The sequence below is a fragment of the Arthrobacter sp. YAF16 genome, from assembly GCF_052113385.1.
GTDB lineage: Bacteria > Actinomycetota > Actinomycetes > Actinomycetales > Micrococcaceae > Arthrobacter.
Window position 1 is genome coordinate 1 of record NZ_JBFRDC010000013.1, and the last position, 18,142, is coordinate 18,142.

Consider the following 18,142-nt stretch of genomic DNA (forward strand, 5'->3'; position numbering starts at 1 on the left):
CAGCTCAAGACTCTTGGGACGAAGCTGCAGGCCGGTTCTCAGGAGATCGACAACCAGAGGTCGATGCTGACCAAGGTCCTGGCCGGTACCCAGTGGCTGGGACCGGACGCGGAGAAGTTCCGCAACGAGTGGAACGGCGAGCACGTTGCGGCCCTCACCCGGGTGTCCCAGGCGCTGCAGCAGGCCAGCCAGCAGGCCAACCGCAACGCCACCGAGCAGGAAAGCGCCTCCTCGCGCTAGCCGGAACCCTCTCCAGATCAGCCCGGACGCAACCGCGTCCGGGCTGATCGTTTAAAGCGGCCCGCCCAAAGCGGCCGGGCACCGGCAGGCTGCGCCGCCCGGACCCGCTCCTGACCGGACAATGTCCGGGATCTAGGGCAGGATAGGTCTGTGAGCACAGGGAAGACAGCAGCAGATACCGAAACCCTCAGCCCGGCCGGGGAACTGGTCCCCTCGGAGGCCATCCGCGCCGAGTATGAAGAACTGGTCGAGGAGGTCCGCAAGCACCGCTTTGCGTACTACCAGGAGGACGCCCCGATCATCTCCGACGCCGAGTTCGACGAGCTCTTCCGGCGGCTGGAGACCATCGAGGCCATGCACCCCGAACTGGTCGCCAACGATTCGCCCACCCAGGAGGTGGGCGGCGAAGTCTCCGCCGCCTTCGCCGCCGTCGAACACCTGACCCGGATGTACAGCCTCGAGGACGTGTTCTCGCTCGACGAGCTGGAGGCCTGGATCGCCAAGGCCGAGGCCAGCGTCGCCAAGCTCGGTAACGGCGGCAACCCGCCGTCGTGGCTCACCGAACTCAAGATCGACGGCCTGGCCGTGAACCTGCTCTACCGCGACGGCGTGCTCGTCCGCGCGGCCACCCGCGGCGACGGCTTCACCGGGGAAGACATCACCCACAACGTCCTGACCATCAAGGAAATCCCGCAGCAGCTCAAGGGCGGGAACTTCCCGGTCGAGATGGAGATCCGCGGCGAGGTCTTCATCCCGTCCAAGGCGTTCGCGGAATTCAACGAGGCGCTGATCGAGGCCGGCAAGGCGCCGCTGGCCAACCCGCGCAACGCCGCCGCCGGCTCGCTGCGGCAGAAGGACCCGGCGGAGACCGCCAAGCGGCCGCTCAAGATGTACGTGCACGGCATCGGCGCCCGCGAGGGCCTGGAAACCGTCAGCCAGTCGGACACCTACCGCCAACTCGCCGACTGGGGGCTGCCCACCAGCCCGTACTTCGAGGTGCTGCCCGGCCTGACGGAAGTGCTGGACTTCATCCGGCGCTACGGAGACAAACGGCACAGCCTCAGCCATGAGATCGACGGCATCGTGGTCAAGGTGGACGACTTCGCCACCCAGCGCGCCCTCGGCTACACCTCCCGGGTCCCGCGCTGGGCCGTGGCCTACAAGTACCCGCCGGAAGAGGTCAACACCAAGCTGCTCGATATCGCCGTCAACGTGGGCCGCACCGGCCGCGTCACCCCCTACGGCGTGATGGTGCCGGTCAAGGTGGCCGGCTCCACGGTGGAAATGGCCACCCTGCACAACCAAGAGGTCGTCAAGGCCAAGGGCGTCAAGATCGGCGACATCGTGGTGCTGCGCAAGGCCGGGGACGTCATCCCGGAAATCGTCGGGCCCGTGCTGGCCCTCCGCGACGCCCAGGACCCGCCGGTGCGCGACTTCGTCATGCCCACCGAATGCCCCGCCTGCGGCACACCGCTCGCACCGGCCAAGGAAGGCGACGTCGACATCCGCTGCCCCAATGCCCGGTCCTGCCCGGCGCAGCTGCGCGAACGCGTCTTCCACCTGGCCGGCCGCGGCGCCTTCGACATCGAGGCCCTCGGTTGGGAAGCGGCGATCGCCCTGACCCAGCCGGCCGAGCCCGACGTCGCACCGCTCACCACGGAGGCGAACCTGTTCCGGCTCACGCCCGAGGACCTTGCCGGGGTCCGGATCCGCCGCGAAAAGCGCTCCAAGGGCGTGGCGACCGGCGAGTTCGAGCTGGTGCCGTACTTCTACACCAAGGGCACGGCCAAGGTACCGTCCAAGCCGATCGCCACCACCGAGAAGCTCTTCAACGAACTCGAAAAGGCCAAGACCCAGCCGCTCTGGCGCGTCCTGGTGGCGCTGTCCATCCGCCACGTGGGACCGCGGGCGTCGCGTGCACTGGCCACCGCCTTCGGAACCATGGATGCCATCCGCCAGGCCTCCGAGGAGGAACTGGCCAACGTCGACGGCGTGGGGCCGGTGATCGCCGTCGCGCTCAAGGAATGGTTCGCCGAAGACTGGCACCGTGAAATCGTGGACACCTGGGCCGCCGACGGAGTCCGGATGGAGGACGAGCGCGACGAGTCGACCCCGCGCACCCTGGAGGGCCTGACCGTTGTGGTCACCGGCAGCCTGGAGGGCTTCAGCCGGGACGAGGCCAAGGAAGCGATTTTGGTCCGCGGCGGCAAGGCTGCCGGATCGGTCTCCAAGAACACCAGCTACGTGGTGGCCGGTGAGAACGCGGGCACCAAGCTGGACAAGGCGGAACAGCTGGGCCTGCCGGTCCTGGATGAGGACGGCTTCCGCGCGCTGCTCGCTAACGGCCCGGCCGGGCTCGGCGACGACGCCGGCTCGGGCGGCGACGCCGGCTCGGGCGACGACGGCGACGCCGGCTCGGGCGACGACGGCGACGGCGGCGCCGGGAGTGACGGCGAAGACCACCAGGAGGCGGGCGAGTGAGCTCCGGCCCGGAAGAATTTCCCGCGCCGGCCGCGTTCCTGGAACTGGCGCTGGAGGCGGCTGCCGCGGGCGCCGCGGTGCTGGCCGGCCGGAGTGCCGCCGCGCTGGGCGTGAGCAACAAGGGTGATTCGGGGGACTGGGTGACCTCCTTCGACCTCGCGTCCGAGGCCGCCGTCCGCGAGGTCATCACCCGGGCCCGGCCGGAGGACGCGATCACCGGCGAGGAGGGCGGCACCGTGCTGCCCGCGAACTCCAGCGGTTTCCGCTGGTCGATCGACCCGCTCGACGGCACCACCAACTTCATCCGCAACATCGTCTACTACGGAACCTCGGTGGCAGTGGCCGGCCCGGACGGCGCCTGGCTGGCCGGCGTCGTCCACGCGCCCGCGCTGGGGCGCGTCTACTATGCCTCCCGCGGCCACGGCGCCTGGCTCGAGGAGAGCGGGCAGCGCTCGCAGCTCTACGGACCGGTGCCGGGCCGGACCGGCCAGATCCTGGCGACGGGCTTCAGCTACGACAGGGGCGTCCGGGCCGAACAGGCTTCCGCGCTGGGCGGCCTTATGGACGGCTTCGCGGACGTCCGCCGGCTGGGATCCGCGGCGCTGGATCTCTGCCTGGTGGCGGACGGCACGCACGATGCCTACGGCGAACGCGGACTCAACGAACACGACTTCGCCGCCGGCGCCCTGATCGCCGAGGAGGCCGGCTGCTGGGTGCGCCGTCCCCGGCTGACCAGCGTGCTCGACGGCGGGCCCTCCGACGACGAGCGGCTCGCGGCATGGACCTGCGCGGGGCCCCTCGAGCTCTCCGGCAAGTTCCCGCTCTGACGGCACGTCCGGGCTGGCGCAGCCGGCCCGGCGCCTGATAGTTCAGTCACGGAAACCGCCCGTTGGTCCCTGGCCCGGCGCGGGCGCCCGTACCATAGACAGGTGCATTCGCAGATCCTCATTCGCCCCGCCGTCCCGGCCGATTACGACGCCGTCGCCCGCATCACCCGGGACGCCTACCTGGCCGCGGGCCACTTTGAGGACGCGGACCACCCGTACATGCAGGAAATCCAGCGGGTTGCCCAGCGGCACGGGAACGCGACCATCTGGGTGGCGGAGCGCGCCGGCCGGATTGTCGGTTCGGTGACCCTCGCCGTCGCGGGGGAGCCCTACGCAGACATCGCCCGGACGGACGAGCTGGAGTTCCGGATGCTCGTGGTGGACCCCGCGGTGCAGCGCAGCGGCGCCGGCAAAGCCATGGTGCAGGCCATCATCGAGCACGCCAGGTCCCTGCCGGGCATCACCGGCGTCGCCCTCACCACCGGCCTGACCTGGGAAAGCGCCCACGGCCTGTACCGGAAGACCGGCTTCCAGCGTGTCCCCGAGCGCGACTGGTTCGTCCCGGGCACGGACATCAAACTGCTCGTCTACCGCCTCGACCTCTAGAACCAGCCCCTAGCTTCGGACCGCTCAGGGTAGGGTTGCAGCCAGCACACCACCCCAAACCCACGCTGGAAAAACAGCACGAGTACGGCTGGAGGATCCATGGCACCGCACATCCCCGACACCATCGACGAGAAGTTGCTCGGCCTCTATCTGTCCGACCACCTGACCGGCGCCACCGCCGGACTGGGCCGGATCGAACGGATGGTCAAGGACTTCACGGATACCCCGGTCCACACCGAGCTCGCCACCGTGGCCGCGGAGATCCGCCGCGAGCGCGAGCTGCTCCGCAGCCTGCTCCGCGAGCTGAGCGTCCGCACCCGCCCGCACCGCCAGGCTGCGGCATGGCTCGCGGAACATGCGGGCCGGCTCAAGCTCAACGGCCGGCTGCTGAGCCGTTCGCCCATGACCCTGGTGCTGGAATCCGAACTGATGCGCGCCGCCGTCCTGGCCAAGATCGGCGGCTGGCAGACGCTGGAGGAACTGGCGCCGGAACTGGGTCTCGATCCGTCCAGATTTGCCGATCTCACCGCCGAGGGGCAGGCGCAGATCGAAGCCCTGGGCCGCGTGCACGAACACGCCCGCCGCAACGCCTTCCGCAGGGGACGCAGCATCACCGGCTGAGCGGCCGGTCGAGGGAGTTCCTAGCGGCCGGGGAGCGCGGGCACCCCGTAGCGGTGCTCCGGGCGGCCCGTCGTGCCGTAGCGCAGCTGGATGTCGACGGCTCCGTCGTCCGCCAGCGAGGAGAGGTAACGCTGCGCGGTGGCCCGGGAGACGCCCACGCGGGCGGCCACTTCCGCCGCCGAATACTGTTCCCCGGGTTCCAGCGATTCCAGCACCGCCGCCTCCGTGGCGGACCGCGGCCGCGCGGAGGCCGTGACGTCGCCCGGGATGAGGGCGCGCTTGGCCCGTTCCACCGTCTCCTGCGTGAGGTTCCCCGGCTGGGCCAGGATGCGGCGGTAGCGCGCGTAGGAGCGCAATTGCTGGGAGAGCGACTCGGCCGTGAACGGCTTGAGCAGGTAGCCCAGGGCACCGCGCCGGAAGGCGACCCGGATTGACGCCGCATCCGAGGCGGCGCTGAGGATCATGGTGTCCACATCCAGCTGGTGCAGCAGATCCAGCCCGGAGGCGTCCGGCAGGTACACGTCCAGCAGCACCAGGTCCGGGCGGAGGCTGTGGATGGACTGCAGGGCCTGCGACGCCGACCCGGCGGGCGCCAGCGCCAGGAAGCCCGCCACGGAATCCACATAGGCCGCGTGGAGCTTGGCGACGTGGAAGTCGTCGTCCACAATCAGCACCCGGAAATCTTCAGACATCGTTGTCTCCTTCGGTCGAGTCGGCGATGGTCCCGGGGAGGGTCGCCATGAACACGGCTCCCGGCCCGCCGGGCGCACCCCGCTCCAGCACCGTCACGTCACCGCCGCGGCGCCGGGCCAGCTGCCGGGCCAGGGCCAGCCCCAGGCCCTGCCCGGCACCGGCCCGGGCGGGTTGCCCCGAGGTGGTGAAACCCTCGGCAAAAACGTCTTCCGCACCGCCGTCGGCACCGCCGCCGCCGGCAGCCGTGAAACCGTCGCCGCCGCCGGGCAGGCCGTCGCCGGAGTCGCCCACGATGATGTGCAGGGTGCCGGCGGCCCCGCCGTCGCCGGGTGCGTCCAGCACCTCGACTTCCACCCAGCGGTCGGCCGCGGCGCCGGCGACCGCGGCGTTCACGGCGTTGTCGATCAGGTTGCCCAGCACGGTGGTGACCTCCTGCGGCTCGATGACGTGGCCGCGGACCAGGGTTTCGGGGCCGAGCCGCAGGCTGACGCCGCGCTCGTCGGCTTCCACACCCTTGGCGCCCAGGAACGCCTGCAGGTAGGGGTCCTGCAGCAGCTCGGCCTGTTCCACCGGGAACTTCAACGGCCCGGTGGCCGCCAGCCGGGCCAGGTAGTCGCGCGCTTGCTGGTGCTGCCCGATGCTCATGAAGCCGGCGATCGTGTGCAGCTGGTTGGCGAACTCGTGGCGTTGGGCGCGCAGGGCGGTGGACATGGTCCCAACGGCATCGAGCTGGCGGGTGAGCTGCTGGAGCTCGGTCCGGTCCCGGAGCATGACCACCCAGCCCAGGTCCTCCCGGCCGTGCAGGGCCTTGCGGGCGCTCGCCACCAGCACGCGGCCGCCGGCCAGGAACTCCACGGCGTCGCCCTCGGCGGCGTCCGGCCTGGTCAGGGCCTTGAGCGGTACGGGCACCGGCGCCGCCGCCCAGCTGGTTCCGGCCAGGTCCGGCTGGGCCAGCATCCGCCGGGCCGCGGCGTTGAAGACGCTGATCCGGCCGTCGGCGGACACGCCGATCACGCCGTCGTCCACGCCCTGCAGGACCGCCACCTGGTCGTGGACCAGGGTGCTGATTTCCTCCGGTTCCAGCCCCAGGGTCAGCCGGCGGAGCCGGTGCCGCAGCAGGAACGAGACGAGGACGCCGGCCAGCAGCGCGCCGGCCGCCGTCAGTGCGATCGGGACGATGTCGCGGGCGAGGCTCTGGCCGATGGTCTCGGTGGAGTAGCCCACGCTGACCTCGCCCACCACGGCGGACGAGCCCGGCGCGAAGACCGGGACCTTGGCGCCGGCCGAGGGGCCCAGGGTGCCGGTGTTCCGGGTGGTGACCTCCTTGCCGGAGAGCGCCTCGGAGGGATCGGTACTGACCCGTTGGCCCAGCCGGTCGGCGTCGGGATGCGCCAGCCGCAGTCCGGTCTCGTCGGTGACGACGACGAACAGTGCGCCGGTGCGCGCCCGGGCGCCCTCCGCGGCGGCCATCAGCGGGCCGGCAAGCAGCTCCGCGGGCGGGGGAGTGCCGGGCCGTGCGCTGATCTGCTGCACCTCGGCCCGGACCGCCGGGTCCGACGCCACCGTGCGGGCCAGGGTCAGTGCCTGGTTCTCCGCCTCGCGGCCCAGCCGCTCGTACGTCAGCCAGGCGTGCACGGCGCTGCTGAGCAGCACCACGAGGGCCACAACCCCGAGCTGGAGCAGCAGGGTCTGGGTCGTGAACCGCAAGGGAGTGCGGCCTTTGAGGGCTCCCACGGCGGCCCTCCTTCGATGATCCGGTGACTTCAACAGCTGTGAGCAAAATGCGCAAAATGCGTCCAACAAGGAGTATGCCAATCAATTGAGGCAAAGGCACTCCCGTGACGCACGCCACCCTAACGTCTGTAGTGCGCATCACAGCGGAGTGGTGCGGAACACAGAAGAAGGAGCCGGCCGTGCTGGTATTACTTGGATTCGCCATGATTGCGGTCTTCATGGTGCTGATCATGACGAAGAAGCTGACGCCAGTACTGGCGCTCATCATCGTCCCCACCGTTTTTGGACTGTTCGCCGGCGCCGGCCTGGGCATCGGCCCCATGGTGCTCGACTCGATGAAGTCGATGACGTCCACGGCCGCGCTGCTGATGTTCGCCATCATCTACTTCGGCCTGATGATCGACGTCGGGCTCTTTGACCCGCTGGTCCGGTTCATCCTGCGCAAGCTCGGCAACGACCCGGCCAAGGTGGTCCTGGGCACCGCGATCCTCGCCGCGGCGGTCTCGCTCGACGGCGACGGCTCCACCACCTTCATCCTCACCACCGCCGCCATGCTCCCGGTCTACCTGCGGCTGAAGATGAGCCCCGTGGTCCTCACCTGCGTGGCCGGCCTGGCCAACGGCACCATGAACATCCTGCCCTGGGGCGGACCGACCGCCCGCGCCGCCTCCGCGCTGAAGATCAGCGTCTCCGACGTCTTCGTCCCGATGATCCCCTCGCTGGTCGCCGGCCTCGTCATCGTGTTTGTCTTCGCCTGGCTGCTGGGCCTGCAGGAACGCAACCGGCTGCGTACCGTGGCCCCGGAGATCTGGGCCGAGGACGGTCAGTTCGACGGCGGAGCCGGCGCCGGTGCAGCCGGCGGCACCGGCCGCCTTGGCCGCTTCGGCTCCGGACGCAAGGTCACCGGCCCCGCCGGGGGAGCCCCCGCCGCCGGCGGCGGGTCCGCCGTCGCCGTGCTGGAGCGCACCGAAGACCTCGTCGACGAGCGCGACTCCGCCATGGCGGACACCGCGCTGGATCCCAACCGCAAGACCCTGCGTCCCCAGCTCTTCTGGTTCAACCTGGGTCTGACGGTCGCCGTGATGGTGACACTCGTCGCCAACATCATTCCGCTGCCGTTCGTCTTCATGGTGGGCGCCGCCGTCGCCCTGCTGGTCAACTTCCCCAAGGTCAAGGACCAGAGCGCCCAGCTGATCGCGCACGCACCCTCGATCGTCGCCGTCGTCAGCATGGTCATGGCCGCCGCGGTCCTCACCGGTGTGCTCAACGGCACCGGCATGGTCAAAGCCATGTCCGAATGGCTCGTCGCGATCATCCCGGCCGACATGGGCCCGTTCATGGCCGTCATCACCGGCGTCCTGAGCATCCCGATGACGTTCTTCATGAGCAACGACGCCTTCTACTTCGGCGTCCTGCCGGTCCTGAGCGAAACGGCCGCCCACTACGGCGTCGGCGCCGCGGACATGGCCCGCGCCTCGATTACCGGCCAGCCCTTCCACCTGCAGAGCCCGCTGGTGCCGGCCATCCTGCTCCTGGTCTCCCTGGCCAAGGTGGACCTGGGCGACCACCACAAGAAGGTCCTCTGGCGCACCGCCGTGATCTCCCTGGTCATGCTGGGAGTAGGGGTACTCACCGGAGCCATCGGCATCGGCTGACAAACCGCACGAGATGACAGTTCGCGGCAGTGTTTGCACAAAACATTGCCGTGAACTGTCATCTCCGCGTCCGACGGTAACAGCAGTTCAACCCACGTAGACTGGGACGGAAAATAATCCGAACTTGCAGGGGAGATCCATGGCTGCGATCAACCGCGACGACGTCGCGCATCTCGCGCGTCTCGCGCACATCGAGATGAGTGCTGAAGAGCTGGACAGGATGGCCGGCGAACTCGCCGTCATCGTCGATTCGGTTAAGTCCGTCAGTGAAGCCGCCGGTGATGACGTCCCGGCCACATCCCACCCGATCCCGCTGACCAACGTGTTCCGCGAGGACGTTGTGGGCCACACCTTCACGGCCGAGCAGGCACTTTCCGGAGCCCCCGACGCGTATGAGGGCCGCTTCAAGGTCCCGGCAATCCTGGATGAGGACTAAGACCATGACTGAAACCACCCCCGAGCTGTTCCGCCTCTCCGCGGCCGCGCTCGCCGAGAAGCTCGCTGCGCGCGAGGTCACCGCCGTCGAGGTCACCCAGGCGCACCTGGACCGGATCGCCGCCGTCGACGGCCAGGTCCACGCCTTCCTGCACGTCAACGCCGAGGAAGCCCTCGCCGTCGCCGCCGAGGTGGACGCGATCCGCGCCGCCGGCGGCGCCGCTGCCGAAGAGCTGCACGTGCTCGCCGGCGTCCCGATCGCGGTCAAGGACCTGATCGTCACCATCGGCCAGCCCACCACCGCCGGCTCCAGGATCCTCGAAGGCTGGCACAGTCCCTACGACGCCACCGTGGTGGAGCGCCTTCGCGCCGCCAGGATGCCGATCCTGGGCAAGACCAACCTGGACGAGTTCGCCATGGGCTCCTCCACCGAGCACTCCGCGTTCGGCCCCACCCACAACCCCTGGGACCTGGAGCGCATCCCGGGCGGCTCCGGCGGCGGTTCCGCTGCCGCCGTCGCGGCCTTCGAAGCCCCGCTCGCGCTCGGCACGGACACCGGCGGGTCCATCCGCCAGCCCGGCGCCGTCACCGGCACCGTCGGCGTGAAGCCCACCTACGGCGGCGTCTCCCGCTACGGCGCCATCGCGATGGCCTCCTCGCTGGACCAGATCGGCCCGGTCTCCCGCACCGTGCTGGACTCGGCCCTGCTGCACCAGGTGATCGGCGGCCACGACCCGCGCGACTCCACCTCACTGCCGGACCCGCTCGAGGACCTCGTGGCCGCGGCCCGGACCGGCAACGTCGAGGGCATGAAGATCGGCATCATCAAGGAACTCCACGGCGAGGGTTACCAGGCCGGTGTCGAAAACCGCTTCAACGAGGCGCTGGAGCTGCTCAAGGGCGCCGGCGCCGAGATCGTCGAGGTCTCCTGCCCCAACTTCAAGTACGCGCTCGGCGCCTACTACCTGATCATGCCCTCCGAGGCCTCCTCCAACCTGGCCAAGTTCGACGGCGTCCGGTTCGGCCTGCGGGCGCTGCCCGCAGAGGGCCCGCTGACGATCGAACGCGTCATGGGAGCCACCCGCGCTGCCGGCTTCGGCGACGAGGTCAAGCGCCGCATCATCCTGGGCACCTACGCCCTCAGCGCCGGCTACTACGACGCCTACTACGGCTCGGCCCAGAAGGTGCGCACCCTGATCCAGCGCGACTTCGACGCCGCGTTTGCCCAGGCCGACGTGCTGATCTCCCCGACGGCGCCGACCACGGCCTTCAAGCTCGGCGAGAAGCTCAACGACCCGCTCGCGATGTACCTCAACGACGTCGCCACGATCCCGGCCAACATGGCCGGCGTCCCAGGGCTTTCCCTGCCCGGCGGCCTCGCCGACGAGGACGGACTGCCGGTGGGCGTCCAGCTGCTCGCCCCGGCGCGCCAGGATGCCCGGCTCTACCGTGTCGGCGCCGTGCTCGAGTCGCTGCTTGAGGCGCAGTGGGGCGGACCGCTGCTGGACAAGGCCCCTTCCCTGACGGGCTCCGCCCTTTCTGACGCTGCCGCTTCGAGCCACGGAGGTTCACACTAATGACTGACGCAACCCTCAGCTTCGAAGAGGCGATGGAGAAGTACGACCCCGTCCTGGGCTTCGAGGTCCACGTCGAGCTCAACACCAAGACCAAGATGTTCTCCTCCGCCCCGAACGTCTTCGGCGACGAACCGAACACCAACGTCAACGAGGTGGACCTTGGCATGCCCGGCGTGCTGCCCGTGGTGAACAAGACCGCGATCGAATCCTCGATCAAGATCGGCCTGGCGCTGAACTGCAAGATCGCCGAGACCTGCCGCTTCGCCCGGAAAAACTACTTCTACCCGGACACCCCGAAGAACTTCCAGACCTCCCAGTACGACGAGCCGATCGCGTACGACGGCTACCTGGACATCGAACTCTCCGACGGCACCGTGTTCCGGGTCGAGATCGAACGCGCCCACATGGAGGAGGACGCCGGCAAGCTCACCCACATGGGCGGCGCCGCCGGCCGCATCCAGGGCGCGGACTACTCGCTCGTGGACTACAACCGCTCCGGCGTGCCGCTGGTCGAGATCGTCACCAAGCCGATCGAGGGCGCCGGCAGCCGCGCGCCCGAGCTGGCCAAGGCCTACGTCGCCGCGGTCCGGGAAATCGTCAAGAACCTCGGCGTCTCGGACGCCAAGATGGAACGCGGCAACGTCCGCTGCGACGCGAACGTCTCACTCCGCCCGCACGGCCGCGAACGCTTCGGCATCCGTTCCGAGACCAAGAACGTCAACTCCCTGCGCGCCGTCGAACACGCCGTCCGGTACGAGATCCAGCGGCACGCCGCCGTGCTGGAGTCCGGCCAGCCGGTCATCCAGGAGACCCGGCACTGGCACGAGGACACCCGCTCCACCACCTCGGGCCGGCCCAAGTCCGACGCCGACGACTACCGCTACTTCCCGGAACCGGACCTGGTGCCGATCGTCGCGTCGCGCGAGTGGGTCGAGGAGCTCCGGGCCACGCTGCCGGAGCCGCCGGCCGCCCGCCGCAAGCGCCTGCAGGCCGACTGGGGCTACTCCGACCTGGAGTTCCGCGACGTCGTCAACGCCGGCGTGATGGACGAGATCGAGGAAACCATCGCCGCCGGCGCCACCGCCACCGTGGCCCGCAAGTGGTGGATGGGCGAGATCGTCGGACGCGCCAAGAACGCCGACGTCGACCCCGGCCAGCTCGGCGTCGCCCCGGCCACCATCGTGGAACTGAACCAGATGGTCGAGGACGGCAAGATCAACAACAAGATGGCCTCCGAGGTCCTGGACGGCGTCCTCGCCGGCGAGGGCACCCCGGCGGAAATCGTCGAGAAGCGCGGCCTCGCCGTGGTCTCCGACGACGGCCCGCTGCTCGAAGCCATCGACGCGGTCCTCGCCGCGCAGCCCGGAGTCGCGGACAAAATCCGCGCCGGCAAGCTCCAGGCGATCGGCGCGATCGTCGGCGGCGTCATGAAAGCCACCCGCGGGCAGGCCGACGCCGGCCGCGTCAAGGAGCTGATCCTGCAGCGCCTCGGCGTCGAAGGCTAGGCCCTAACCGCCCACTAGATCGGTCATGATGGTCTGCAGCGCTTCGCAGACCATCATGACCGATTTGCGTTTAAGGTTCTCCGGCCGGGCCAGGATGTCGATCCGGCGCCGGGTGCTGATCCCCTCCAGCGGCCTGAGCACGATCTCCGGGTTGAGCACAGGGCGCGCGGTGTGCCGGGGCAGCAGCCCGATCACGCTCCCGGTCGCCACCAGCGCCGCCACCGTGGAGTAGTCATTGATCCGGTGCACGATGTTCAGCTCGCGGCTGGATACGGCCGCGACGGCGGAGAGCACGTCGGCGGGGGAGTAGCCGGTGTGGCTCGTCACCCAGGGTTCGCCAACGACGTCGTCGGCCGTCACCGCCCGCTGCCCGGCGAGCCGGTGCCCGGCCGGCAGCGCCACGTCCAGCGGCTCGTGCGCGAGCGGGATCACCGCCACCCGCTCCTGGGGCCATCGAGGGCTGTGGTCCATCCGGTGCGCGAGGACCAGGTCATACCGGGCGGTCAGCGCCGGGAAGTCCTGCTGGGCCACGTCCTCGTCGGAGAGCTGGATCCTCGGCTGCCCGGGTCCGGCCAGCAGCCGGGCCAGCGGCGCGAACAAGGCCTGGCCGGCGCTGTGGAACCCGCTCAGGGACACCGGCGCCACCGGCGAGCCGTGGTACGCGCCGATCGCCGTCCTGGCGTCCGCCATCGCGCTCACGACGGCGGCCCCGGCGTCTGCGAGCACCTGGCCGGCCTCGGTGAGGACCAGGTTCCGGCCCTCCTTCCGGGTCAGCGGCACGTCCACGGACTTCTGCAGGGCGGCCAACTGCTGGGACACCGCCGAGGGCGTGACCAGAAGCGTTTCCGCGACGGCCTTGACGCTGCCCAGGGCGCCGAGTTCGCGGAGCATTTCGAGCTGGTGGATTTCCATGGCCACCATCCTAGAGCTAAGCCAGTGCTAAATCGTCGATTGAGAAAAATCCGGTTGTGCTAATGCTTTCCGCCGGGTCTAATGAGGTGAGTTGTCCCACACCACCGCTCCCGTCCCGGAGCGGCCAGCACAGTTAGGCAGGCCCATGAAGGCTCTCTACAAGTCCGGCGCCCACGCGGGATTCGAACTGGTCGACCGCCCGGAGCCGGAGACCGGGGCCGGGGACGTCAAGATCCGCGTCATGACCACCGGAATCTGCGGCACCGACCTGCACATCCAGTCGTGGGACGCCTGGGCGCAGGGCATCATCAACGCGCCGCTGATCGCCGGCCACGAGTTCTACGGTGAAGTCGTGGAGATCGGCGAGGACGTCATGGACGTCAAGGTCGGCGACCGGGTTTCCGGCGAGGGCCACATCGTCTGCGGCATCTGCCGCAACTGCCGCGCCGGCCGCAAGCAGATGTGCATCAACACCGTCAGCGTCGGCGTCCAGCGCGACGGAGCGTTCGCAGAGTACGTCGTCATCCCGGAAACCAACGTCTGGGTCCACCACGATCCGTCCGTGACCCCGGAGCTCGGCGCCATCTTCGACCCGTTCGGCAACGCCGTGCACACCGCGCTCAGCTTCCCGCTGGTGGGCGAGGACGTGCTCATCACCGGCGCCGGACCCATCGGCCTGATGGCGATCGCCGTCGCCCGCCACGCCGGGGCACGCAAGATCGCCATCACCGACGTCTCCGCCCCGCGCCTGGAACTGGCCCGCCGGCTCGGCGTCGACCTCGCGATCGACGTCTCCCGGATGCGGGTCAAGGACGGCCAGCGCGAACTGGGCATGCGGGAAGGCTTCGACATCGGCATGGAAATGTCCGGGCACCCCACGGCGCTGCCTGAGATGATCGACAACATGAACCACGGCGGCCGGATCGCGATGCTGGGGCTGCCCAGCCAGTCCATCGACATCGATTGGGGCAAAGTGGTCACGCACATGCTGACCATGAAAGGCATCTACGGCCGCGAGATGTTCGAGACCTGGTATGCCATGAGCGCCATGCTGTCCTCCAACCCGGTGCTGCACGCGAACATTTCCGCCGTGGTCACCGATACGCTGCCCGCATCGGACTGGGAGAAGGGCTTCGAGATCGCCCGCGCCGGCGTCGGCGGCAAAGTCGTCCTCGACTGGACCGGCTTCTAGCCCCCGCCCGTTTCCGGTACCGTACAAAAATTCACCCCTGCACAGGAGCGCACCCCATGTATTCAGCCATCAAGGACCAGCTGCAGCACGAACTCGACGAGATCCGCGGTGCCGGCCTGTTCAAGACCGAACGGCACATCGATTCGCCGCAGGCCAGCCACATCAAGGCGGGCCAGCTCGGCCAGGGCAGCTCGGAGGTGCTGAACTTCTGCGCCAACAACTACCTCGGCCTCGCGGACCACCCCGAGATCATCGCAGCCGCCAAGGAGGCCATGGACGAACGCGGCTTCGGCATGGCCAGCGTGCGCTTCATCTGCGGCACCCAGGACCTGCACCTGGCCCTCGAGGAGCGGGTGTCGAAGTTCCTCGGCACCGAGGACACCATCCTGTTCTCGAGCTGCTTCGACGCCAACGGCGGCGTCTTCGAGTCGCTCTTCGGCCCGGAAGACGCCGTCATCTCCGACGCGCTGAACCACGCCTCGATCATCGACGGGATCCGGCTGTGCAAGGCCCAGCGCTTCCGCTACGCCAACCAGGACATGGCGGACCTCGAGTCCCGGCTGATCGAGGCCACCACTCAGGAGAACCCGGCCCGCCGCAAGATCATCGTCACCGACGGCGTCTTCTCGATGGACGGCTTCCTCGCCCCGCTCGAGGCGATCTGCGACCTCGCCGAAAAGTATGACGCCATGGTCATGGTGGACGACTCGCACGCCGTCGGCTTCATGGGCGCCACCGGCGCCGGCACCCCGGAGCACGCCGGGGTCTCGGACCGGGTGGACATCTACACCGGCACCTTCGGCAAGGCCCTTGGCGGAGCCTCCGGCGGCTACGTCTCGGGCCGGCGCGAAGTCATCGCCATGCTCCGCCAGAAGGCACGCCCCTACCTGTTCTCCAACTCGCTGGCACCGGCCATCGTCGCCGCCACGCTGAAGGCCTTGGACCTGGTGGAGAACTCCGGCGAACTGCGCAGCAAGCTCTTCGCCAACGCGGAACTCTTCCGCCGCCGGATGGGCGAGGAAGGCTTCGAGCTGCTCGACGGCGAACACGCGATCGTCCCGGTCATGTTCGGCGACGCAGTGATGGCGGCGAAGGTCGCGGACGCAATGCTCGCCAACGGCGTCTTCGTCACCGCCTTCAGCTACCCGGTCGTGCCGAAGGGCGCCGCCCGCATCAGGGTCCAGCTCTCCGCCGCGCACAGCGCGGACGACGTCGAGAGCTGCGTCCAGGCGTTCGTCCGCAGCCGCGAGACGGTGGCCTGAAAGTACTGACGCGACCTCCCGCCGGGTGCAAGGATGGAGGCATGTCAGCTAAATACGATGTCGTGATCGTGGGCGGCGGCATTGCCGGCCTGTCCCTGGCCTCCGCCCTCGCCGGCAAATGCAGCGTGGCCCTGGTCGAAGCCGAGCAATCGCTGGGCTACCACACCTCCGCGCGCTCGGCCCGGCAGCTGATCCCCAGCTACGGGCCGCCCGTGGTCCAGGAGCTCACCATGCGCACGCTGGAGCTCATCGGCACCAAGGAGGGTACCCGGCCCGAACCCGTGCTCTCACCGCGCCGCTTCATGCTGATCGGTGACGAGGACGCCGTCCGGCAGCAGGCAAGCGGCTTTATGCACCGGATCAGCCACGCCGAGGCCCTGGAAATCTGCCCCGCGCTCAAACCGGACTCCTTCGCGGCCGCCGGCCTGGACTCCGGTTCGTTTGCCTGCAACGCGTCCCTGCTGCTGGAGGACCACCGCGAGCGGGCCGTCGAGGGCGGCGTGGACATCATCACCGGCGCACGGGTCCACTCGGCGCAGCGCCTCGGTTCCGGCTGGGAGCTCGGCGCCGGGCAGGAAGGTTTCGAAGCCGCGGTCGTGGTCAACGCCGCCGGCGCCTGGGCGGACGAATTCGCGGTGCTCAGCGGCGTCGAGAAGCTCGGACTCCAGCCCTACCGCCGCACCGCGGCGATTGTCGACGTCGAGCACCCCCTCCCGCAGGGCTGCCCGATGGTGGCGTCGGCCGGCAGTTTCTACTTCCGCCCGGACGGACGGCGGCAGGTGCTGATCTCGCCGTCGGAAACTGTGCCCAGCGGCCCCGAGGACGCCCAGCCGTATCCGGGCGACATCGAGGCGCTGATCGAGCGGCTCAACACGGTGACCACGATGGGGATCGGTAGCGTCAGCCGGGCGTGGACCGGGCTGCGGACCGAGGCCTCCGACGGTATCCCCGTGGTGGGATTCGACGCCGAGGCCACCGGCTTCTTCTGGCTCGCCGGGCAGGGCGGCTACGGCTTCCAGACCTCCTCCGGCATCGCGGAGCTGGCCGCGGAGCTGATCCTCGCCGGCCAGGGTTCGGCACAGCCGCTCCCGGCCGACAGTCCGGCATCCCGGACAGCCGCGGCACTGGCAGCGACCCGGATGTCTATCCGGGGCTGAAGAATGGACCCATGAGCACCCTCATCACCAACATCGCCGAACTGATGACCCAGGACGCGGACCACCGGGTCCTGAAGGATGCGGCCATCGTGATCGAGGGCGAACGCATCGCCTGGCTGGGTGCCGCCGCGGACGCCCCGGCGGCGGACGACGCCGTCGACGCCGCCGGCCGCGCGCTCCTGCCGGGCTGGGTGGATTCACACACGCACCTGATCTTCGCCGGCGACCGGACCGCGGAATTCGAGGCACGGATGGCGGGGGAGAGCTACAGCGCCGGAGGCATCGCCGTCACCACCGGAGCCACCCGGGCCACGGGCGACTTCGACCTCACCCGGCTCGCGCTGGGCCGGGTGGCGGAAGCCGTCGCCCAGGGGACCACCTACCTGGAGACCAAGACCGGCTACGGCCTGGACGTGGAGAACGAGGCCCGCAGCGCGAGGATCGCCTCCACCGTCGCGGACGAGGTCACCTACCTCGGCGCGCACCTGGTACCCGAAGGCCTCGACGCGGAGGAGTACACGGAGCTGGTCTGCGGACCAATGCTCGCCGCGGTCCGGCCCTACGTCCGCTGGGCCGACGTGTTTTGCGAACGCGGCGCGTTTAACGAGGACCAGTCCCGCCGGGTGCTCCAGGCCTGCCGGGACGCCGGACTGGGCCTGCGCGTGCACGGCAACCAGCTGGGCGAGGGTCCCGGGGTGCGGCTGGCAGTGGAGTTCGGCGCCGCGAGCGTGGACCACGTCAACTACCTCTCCCGCGAGGACGTCCACGCCCTCGCCGACAGCTGGTCCGGCTGGGAGGCAGCGGCCGGCGCGGGCGAGCGCGGCACCGTCGCGACCTGCCTGCCGGCCTGCGACCTGTCCACCCGGCAGCCGCTGGCTCCGGCCCGGGAACTGCTTGACGCCGGCGTCCAGCTAGCGCTCGCCTCCAACTGCAACCCCGGCACCTCCTATACGAGCTCGATGGCGTTCTGCGTCACCACCGCCGTGCTGCAGATGCGGCTCAGCGTGCACGAAGCCGTCCGGGCGGCGACGTACGGCGGTGCGCTGGCGCTGGGCCGGGAGTCCGGGAACGACGTCGACGGCGAGCGGGCGGTCGGCTCCATCGCCGTGGGCAACCGGGCGGATCTGCACCTGCTCAACGCCCCGTCCGCCACCCATCTGGCATACCGGCCAGGCATGCCGCTCACCCACGCCGTCTGGCGCGCCGGGGTCCGCGCCCGCTGACCGGCGCGCACCGGAGGCCAAG

The 18,142-nt window shown here is 69.7% G+C and carries 16 protein-coding genes; 13 read left to right on the forward strand and 3 right to left on the reverse strand.

Annotation, left to right across the window (positions count from 1 at the left end; genetic code table 11):
- The 5 genes from AB4Y91_RS16480 to AB4Y91_RS16500 form a co-directional block, all read left to right on the forward strand.
- Positions 1-240, forward strand: a 240-nt coding sequence (locus AB4Y91_RS16480; protein ID WP_441419175.1) for a hypothetical protein, incomplete at its 5' end; no start/stop codon positions are given.
- Between the two features lie 150 nt (positions 241-390).
- Positions 391-2,721 carry an NAD-dependent DNA ligase LigA gene (ligA, locus tag AB4Y91_RS16485; protein ID WP_441419498.1) on the forward strand — a complete coding sequence of 777 codons (2,331 nt, stop codon included), beginning with the start codon at positions 391-393 and terminating at the stop codon, positions 2,719-2,721.
- Entirely contained in the window at positions 2,718-3,548 is an 831-nt protein-coding gene (locus AB4Y91_RS16490; protein WP_441419499.1) for an inositol monophosphatase family protein, read from the forward strand. Before ligA ends, AB4Y91_RS16490 begins: the two co-directional genes overlap by 4 nt.
- 102 nt (positions 3,549-3,650) lie before the next feature.
- Entirely contained in the window at positions 3,651-4,154 is a 504-nt protein-coding gene (locus AB4Y91_RS16495; RefSeq protein WP_441419500.1) for a GNAT family N-acetyltransferase, read from the forward strand.
- Between the two features lie 99 nt (positions 4,155-4,253).
- Positions 4,254-4,775: a hypothetical protein gene (locus tag AB4Y91_RS16500; RefSeq protein ID WP_441419501.1), complete on the forward strand. Its 522-nt coding sequence runs from the start codon at positions 4,254-4,256 to the stop codon at positions 4,773-4,775.
- Between the two features lie 20 nt (positions 4,776-4,795).
- Here the strand turns inward: AB4Y91_RS16500 and AB4Y91_RS16505 are convergent, their stop codons facing one another.
- Together AB4Y91_RS16505 and AB4Y91_RS16510 are read right to left on the reverse strand one after the other, a co-directional pair.
- Positions 4,796-5,467: a response regulator gene (locus AB4Y91_RS16505; RefSeq protein ID WP_441419502.1), complete on the reverse strand. Its 672-nt coding sequence runs from the start codon at positions 5,465-5,467 to the stop codon at positions 4,796-4,798.
- A complete protein-coding gene (locus tag AB4Y91_RS16510; protein ID WP_441419503.1) occupies positions 5,460-7,202 on the reverse strand; it encodes an ATP-binding protein in 1,743 nt (580 codons plus the stop codon). Before AB4Y91_RS16510 ends, AB4Y91_RS16505 begins: the two co-directional genes overlap by 8 nt.
- Before the next feature lie 179 nt (positions 7,203-7,381).
- On the opposite strand from AB4Y91_RS16510, the gene AB4Y91_RS16515 reads away from it, so the two are divergent.
- From AB4Y91_RS16515 to gatB, 4 genes are all read left to right on the forward strand, one after another.
- Positions 7,382-8,857, forward strand: a complete 1,476-nt coding sequence (locus AB4Y91_RS16515) for a CitMHS family transporter (protein ID WP_441419504.1) — start codon at positions 7,382-7,384, stop codon at positions 8,855-8,857.
- 139 nt (positions 8,858-8,996) lie between these two features.
- The gene (gene gatC, locus AB4Y91_RS16520) at positions 8,997-9,293 is read left to right on the forward strand and encodes an Asp-tRNA(Asn)/Glu-tRNA(Gln) amidotransferase subunit GatC (RefSeq protein WP_175323093.1); all 297 of its coding nucleotides are present in this window, start codon (positions 8,997-8,999) and stop codon (positions 9,291-9,293) included.
- 4 nt (positions 9,294-9,297) lie between these two features.
- The gene (gene gatA / locus AB4Y91_RS16525) at positions 9,298-10,869 is read left to right on the forward strand and encodes an Asp-tRNA(Asn)/Glu-tRNA(Gln) amidotransferase subunit GatA (protein ID WP_441419505.1); all 1,572 of its coding nucleotides are present in this window, start codon (positions 9,298-9,300) and stop codon (positions 10,867-10,869) included.
- Positions 10,869-12,374, forward strand: a complete 1,506-nt coding sequence (gene gatB, locus AB4Y91_RS16530; protein ID WP_441419506.1) for an Asp-tRNA(Asn)/Glu-tRNA(Gln) amidotransferase subunit GatB — start codon at positions 10,869-10,871, stop codon at positions 12,372-12,374. Before gatA ends, gatB begins: the two co-directional genes overlap by 1 nt.
- Before the next feature lie 3 nt (positions 12,375-12,377).
- Here the strand turns inward: gatB and AB4Y91_RS16535 are convergent, their stop codons facing one another.
- Entirely contained in the window at positions 12,378-13,286 is a 909-nt protein-coding gene (locus tag AB4Y91_RS16535) for a LysR family transcriptional regulator (RefSeq protein ID WP_441419507.1), read from the reverse strand.
- 145 nt (positions 13,287-13,431) lie between these two features.
- Here AB4Y91_RS16535 and tdh point away from each other — a divergent pair, with 145 nt between their 5' ends.
- From tdh to hutI, 4 genes are read left to right on the forward strand one after another with little or no spacing between them, the layout of a single operon-like run.
- Positions 13,432-14,478 carry an L-threonine 3-dehydrogenase gene (gene tdh, locus AB4Y91_RS16540; RefSeq protein ID WP_441419508.1) on the forward strand — a complete coding sequence of 349 codons (1,047 nt, stop codon included), beginning with the start codon at positions 13,432-13,434 and terminating at the stop codon, positions 14,476-14,478.
- A gap of 56 nt (positions 14,479-14,534) precedes the next feature.
- Entirely contained in the window at positions 14,535-15,740 is a 1,206-nt protein-coding gene (locus AB4Y91_RS16545) for a glycine C-acetyltransferase (RefSeq protein WP_441419509.1), read from the forward strand.
- Positions 15,741-15,781: 41 nt separating this feature from the next.
- The gene (locus AB4Y91_RS16550; RefSeq protein ID WP_441419510.1) at positions 15,782-16,897 is read left to right on the forward strand and encodes an NAD(P)/FAD-dependent oxidoreductase; all 1,116 of its coding nucleotides are present in this window, start codon (positions 15,782-15,784) and stop codon (positions 16,895-16,897) included.
- An 11-nt stretch (positions 16,898-16,908) separates the two neighbouring features.
- Positions 16,909-18,120, forward strand: coding sequence for an imidazolonepropionase (hutI, locus tag AB4Y91_RS16555; RefSeq protein WP_441419511.1), 1,212 nt, complete (start codon positions 16,909-16,911; stop codon positions 18,118-18,120).
- Positions 18,121-18,142 lie beyond the last annotated feature (22 nt).

Bases quoted from the DNA above. Each gene is read 5' to 3' on its own strand.
- AB4Y91_RS16500 (WP_441419501.1), top strand. From the start codon at position 4,254: ATGGCACCGCACATCCCCGACACCATCGACGAGAAGTTGCTCGGCCTC.
- AB4Y91_RS16505 (WP_441419502.1), bottom strand. From the start codon at position 5,467: ATGTCTGAAGATTTCCGGGTGCTGATTGTGGACGACGACTTCCACGTC.
- gatC (WP_175323093.1), top strand. From the start codon at position 8,997: ATGGCTGCGATCAACCGCGACGACGTCGCGCATCTCGCGCGTCTCGCG.
- gatA (WP_441419505.1), top strand. From the start codon at position 9,298: ATGACTGAAACCACCCCCGAGCTGTTCCGCCTCTCCGCGGCCGCGCTC.
- gatB (WP_441419506.1), top strand. From the start codon at position 10,869: ATGACTGACGCAACCCTCAGCTTCGAAGAGGCGATGGAGAAGTACGAC.
- AB4Y91_RS16535 (WP_441419507.1), bottom strand. From the start codon at position 13,286: ATGGAAATCCACCAGCTCGAAATGCTCCGCGAACTCGGCGCCCTGGGC.
- tdh (WP_441419508.1), top strand. From the start codon at position 13,432: ATGAAGGCTCTCTACAAGTCCGGCGCCCACGCGGGATTCGAACTGGTC.
- AB4Y91_RS16545 (WP_441419509.1), top strand. From the start codon at position 14,535: ATGTATTCAGCCATCAAGGACCAGCTGCAGCACGAACTCGACGAGATC.
- AB4Y91_RS16550 (WP_441419510.1), top strand. From the start codon at position 15,782: ATGTCAGCTAAATACGATGTCGTGATCGTGGGCGGCGGCATTGCCGGC.
- hutI (WP_441419511.1), top strand. From the start codon at position 16,909: ATGAGCACCCTCATCACCAACATCGCCGAACTGATGACCCAGGACGCG.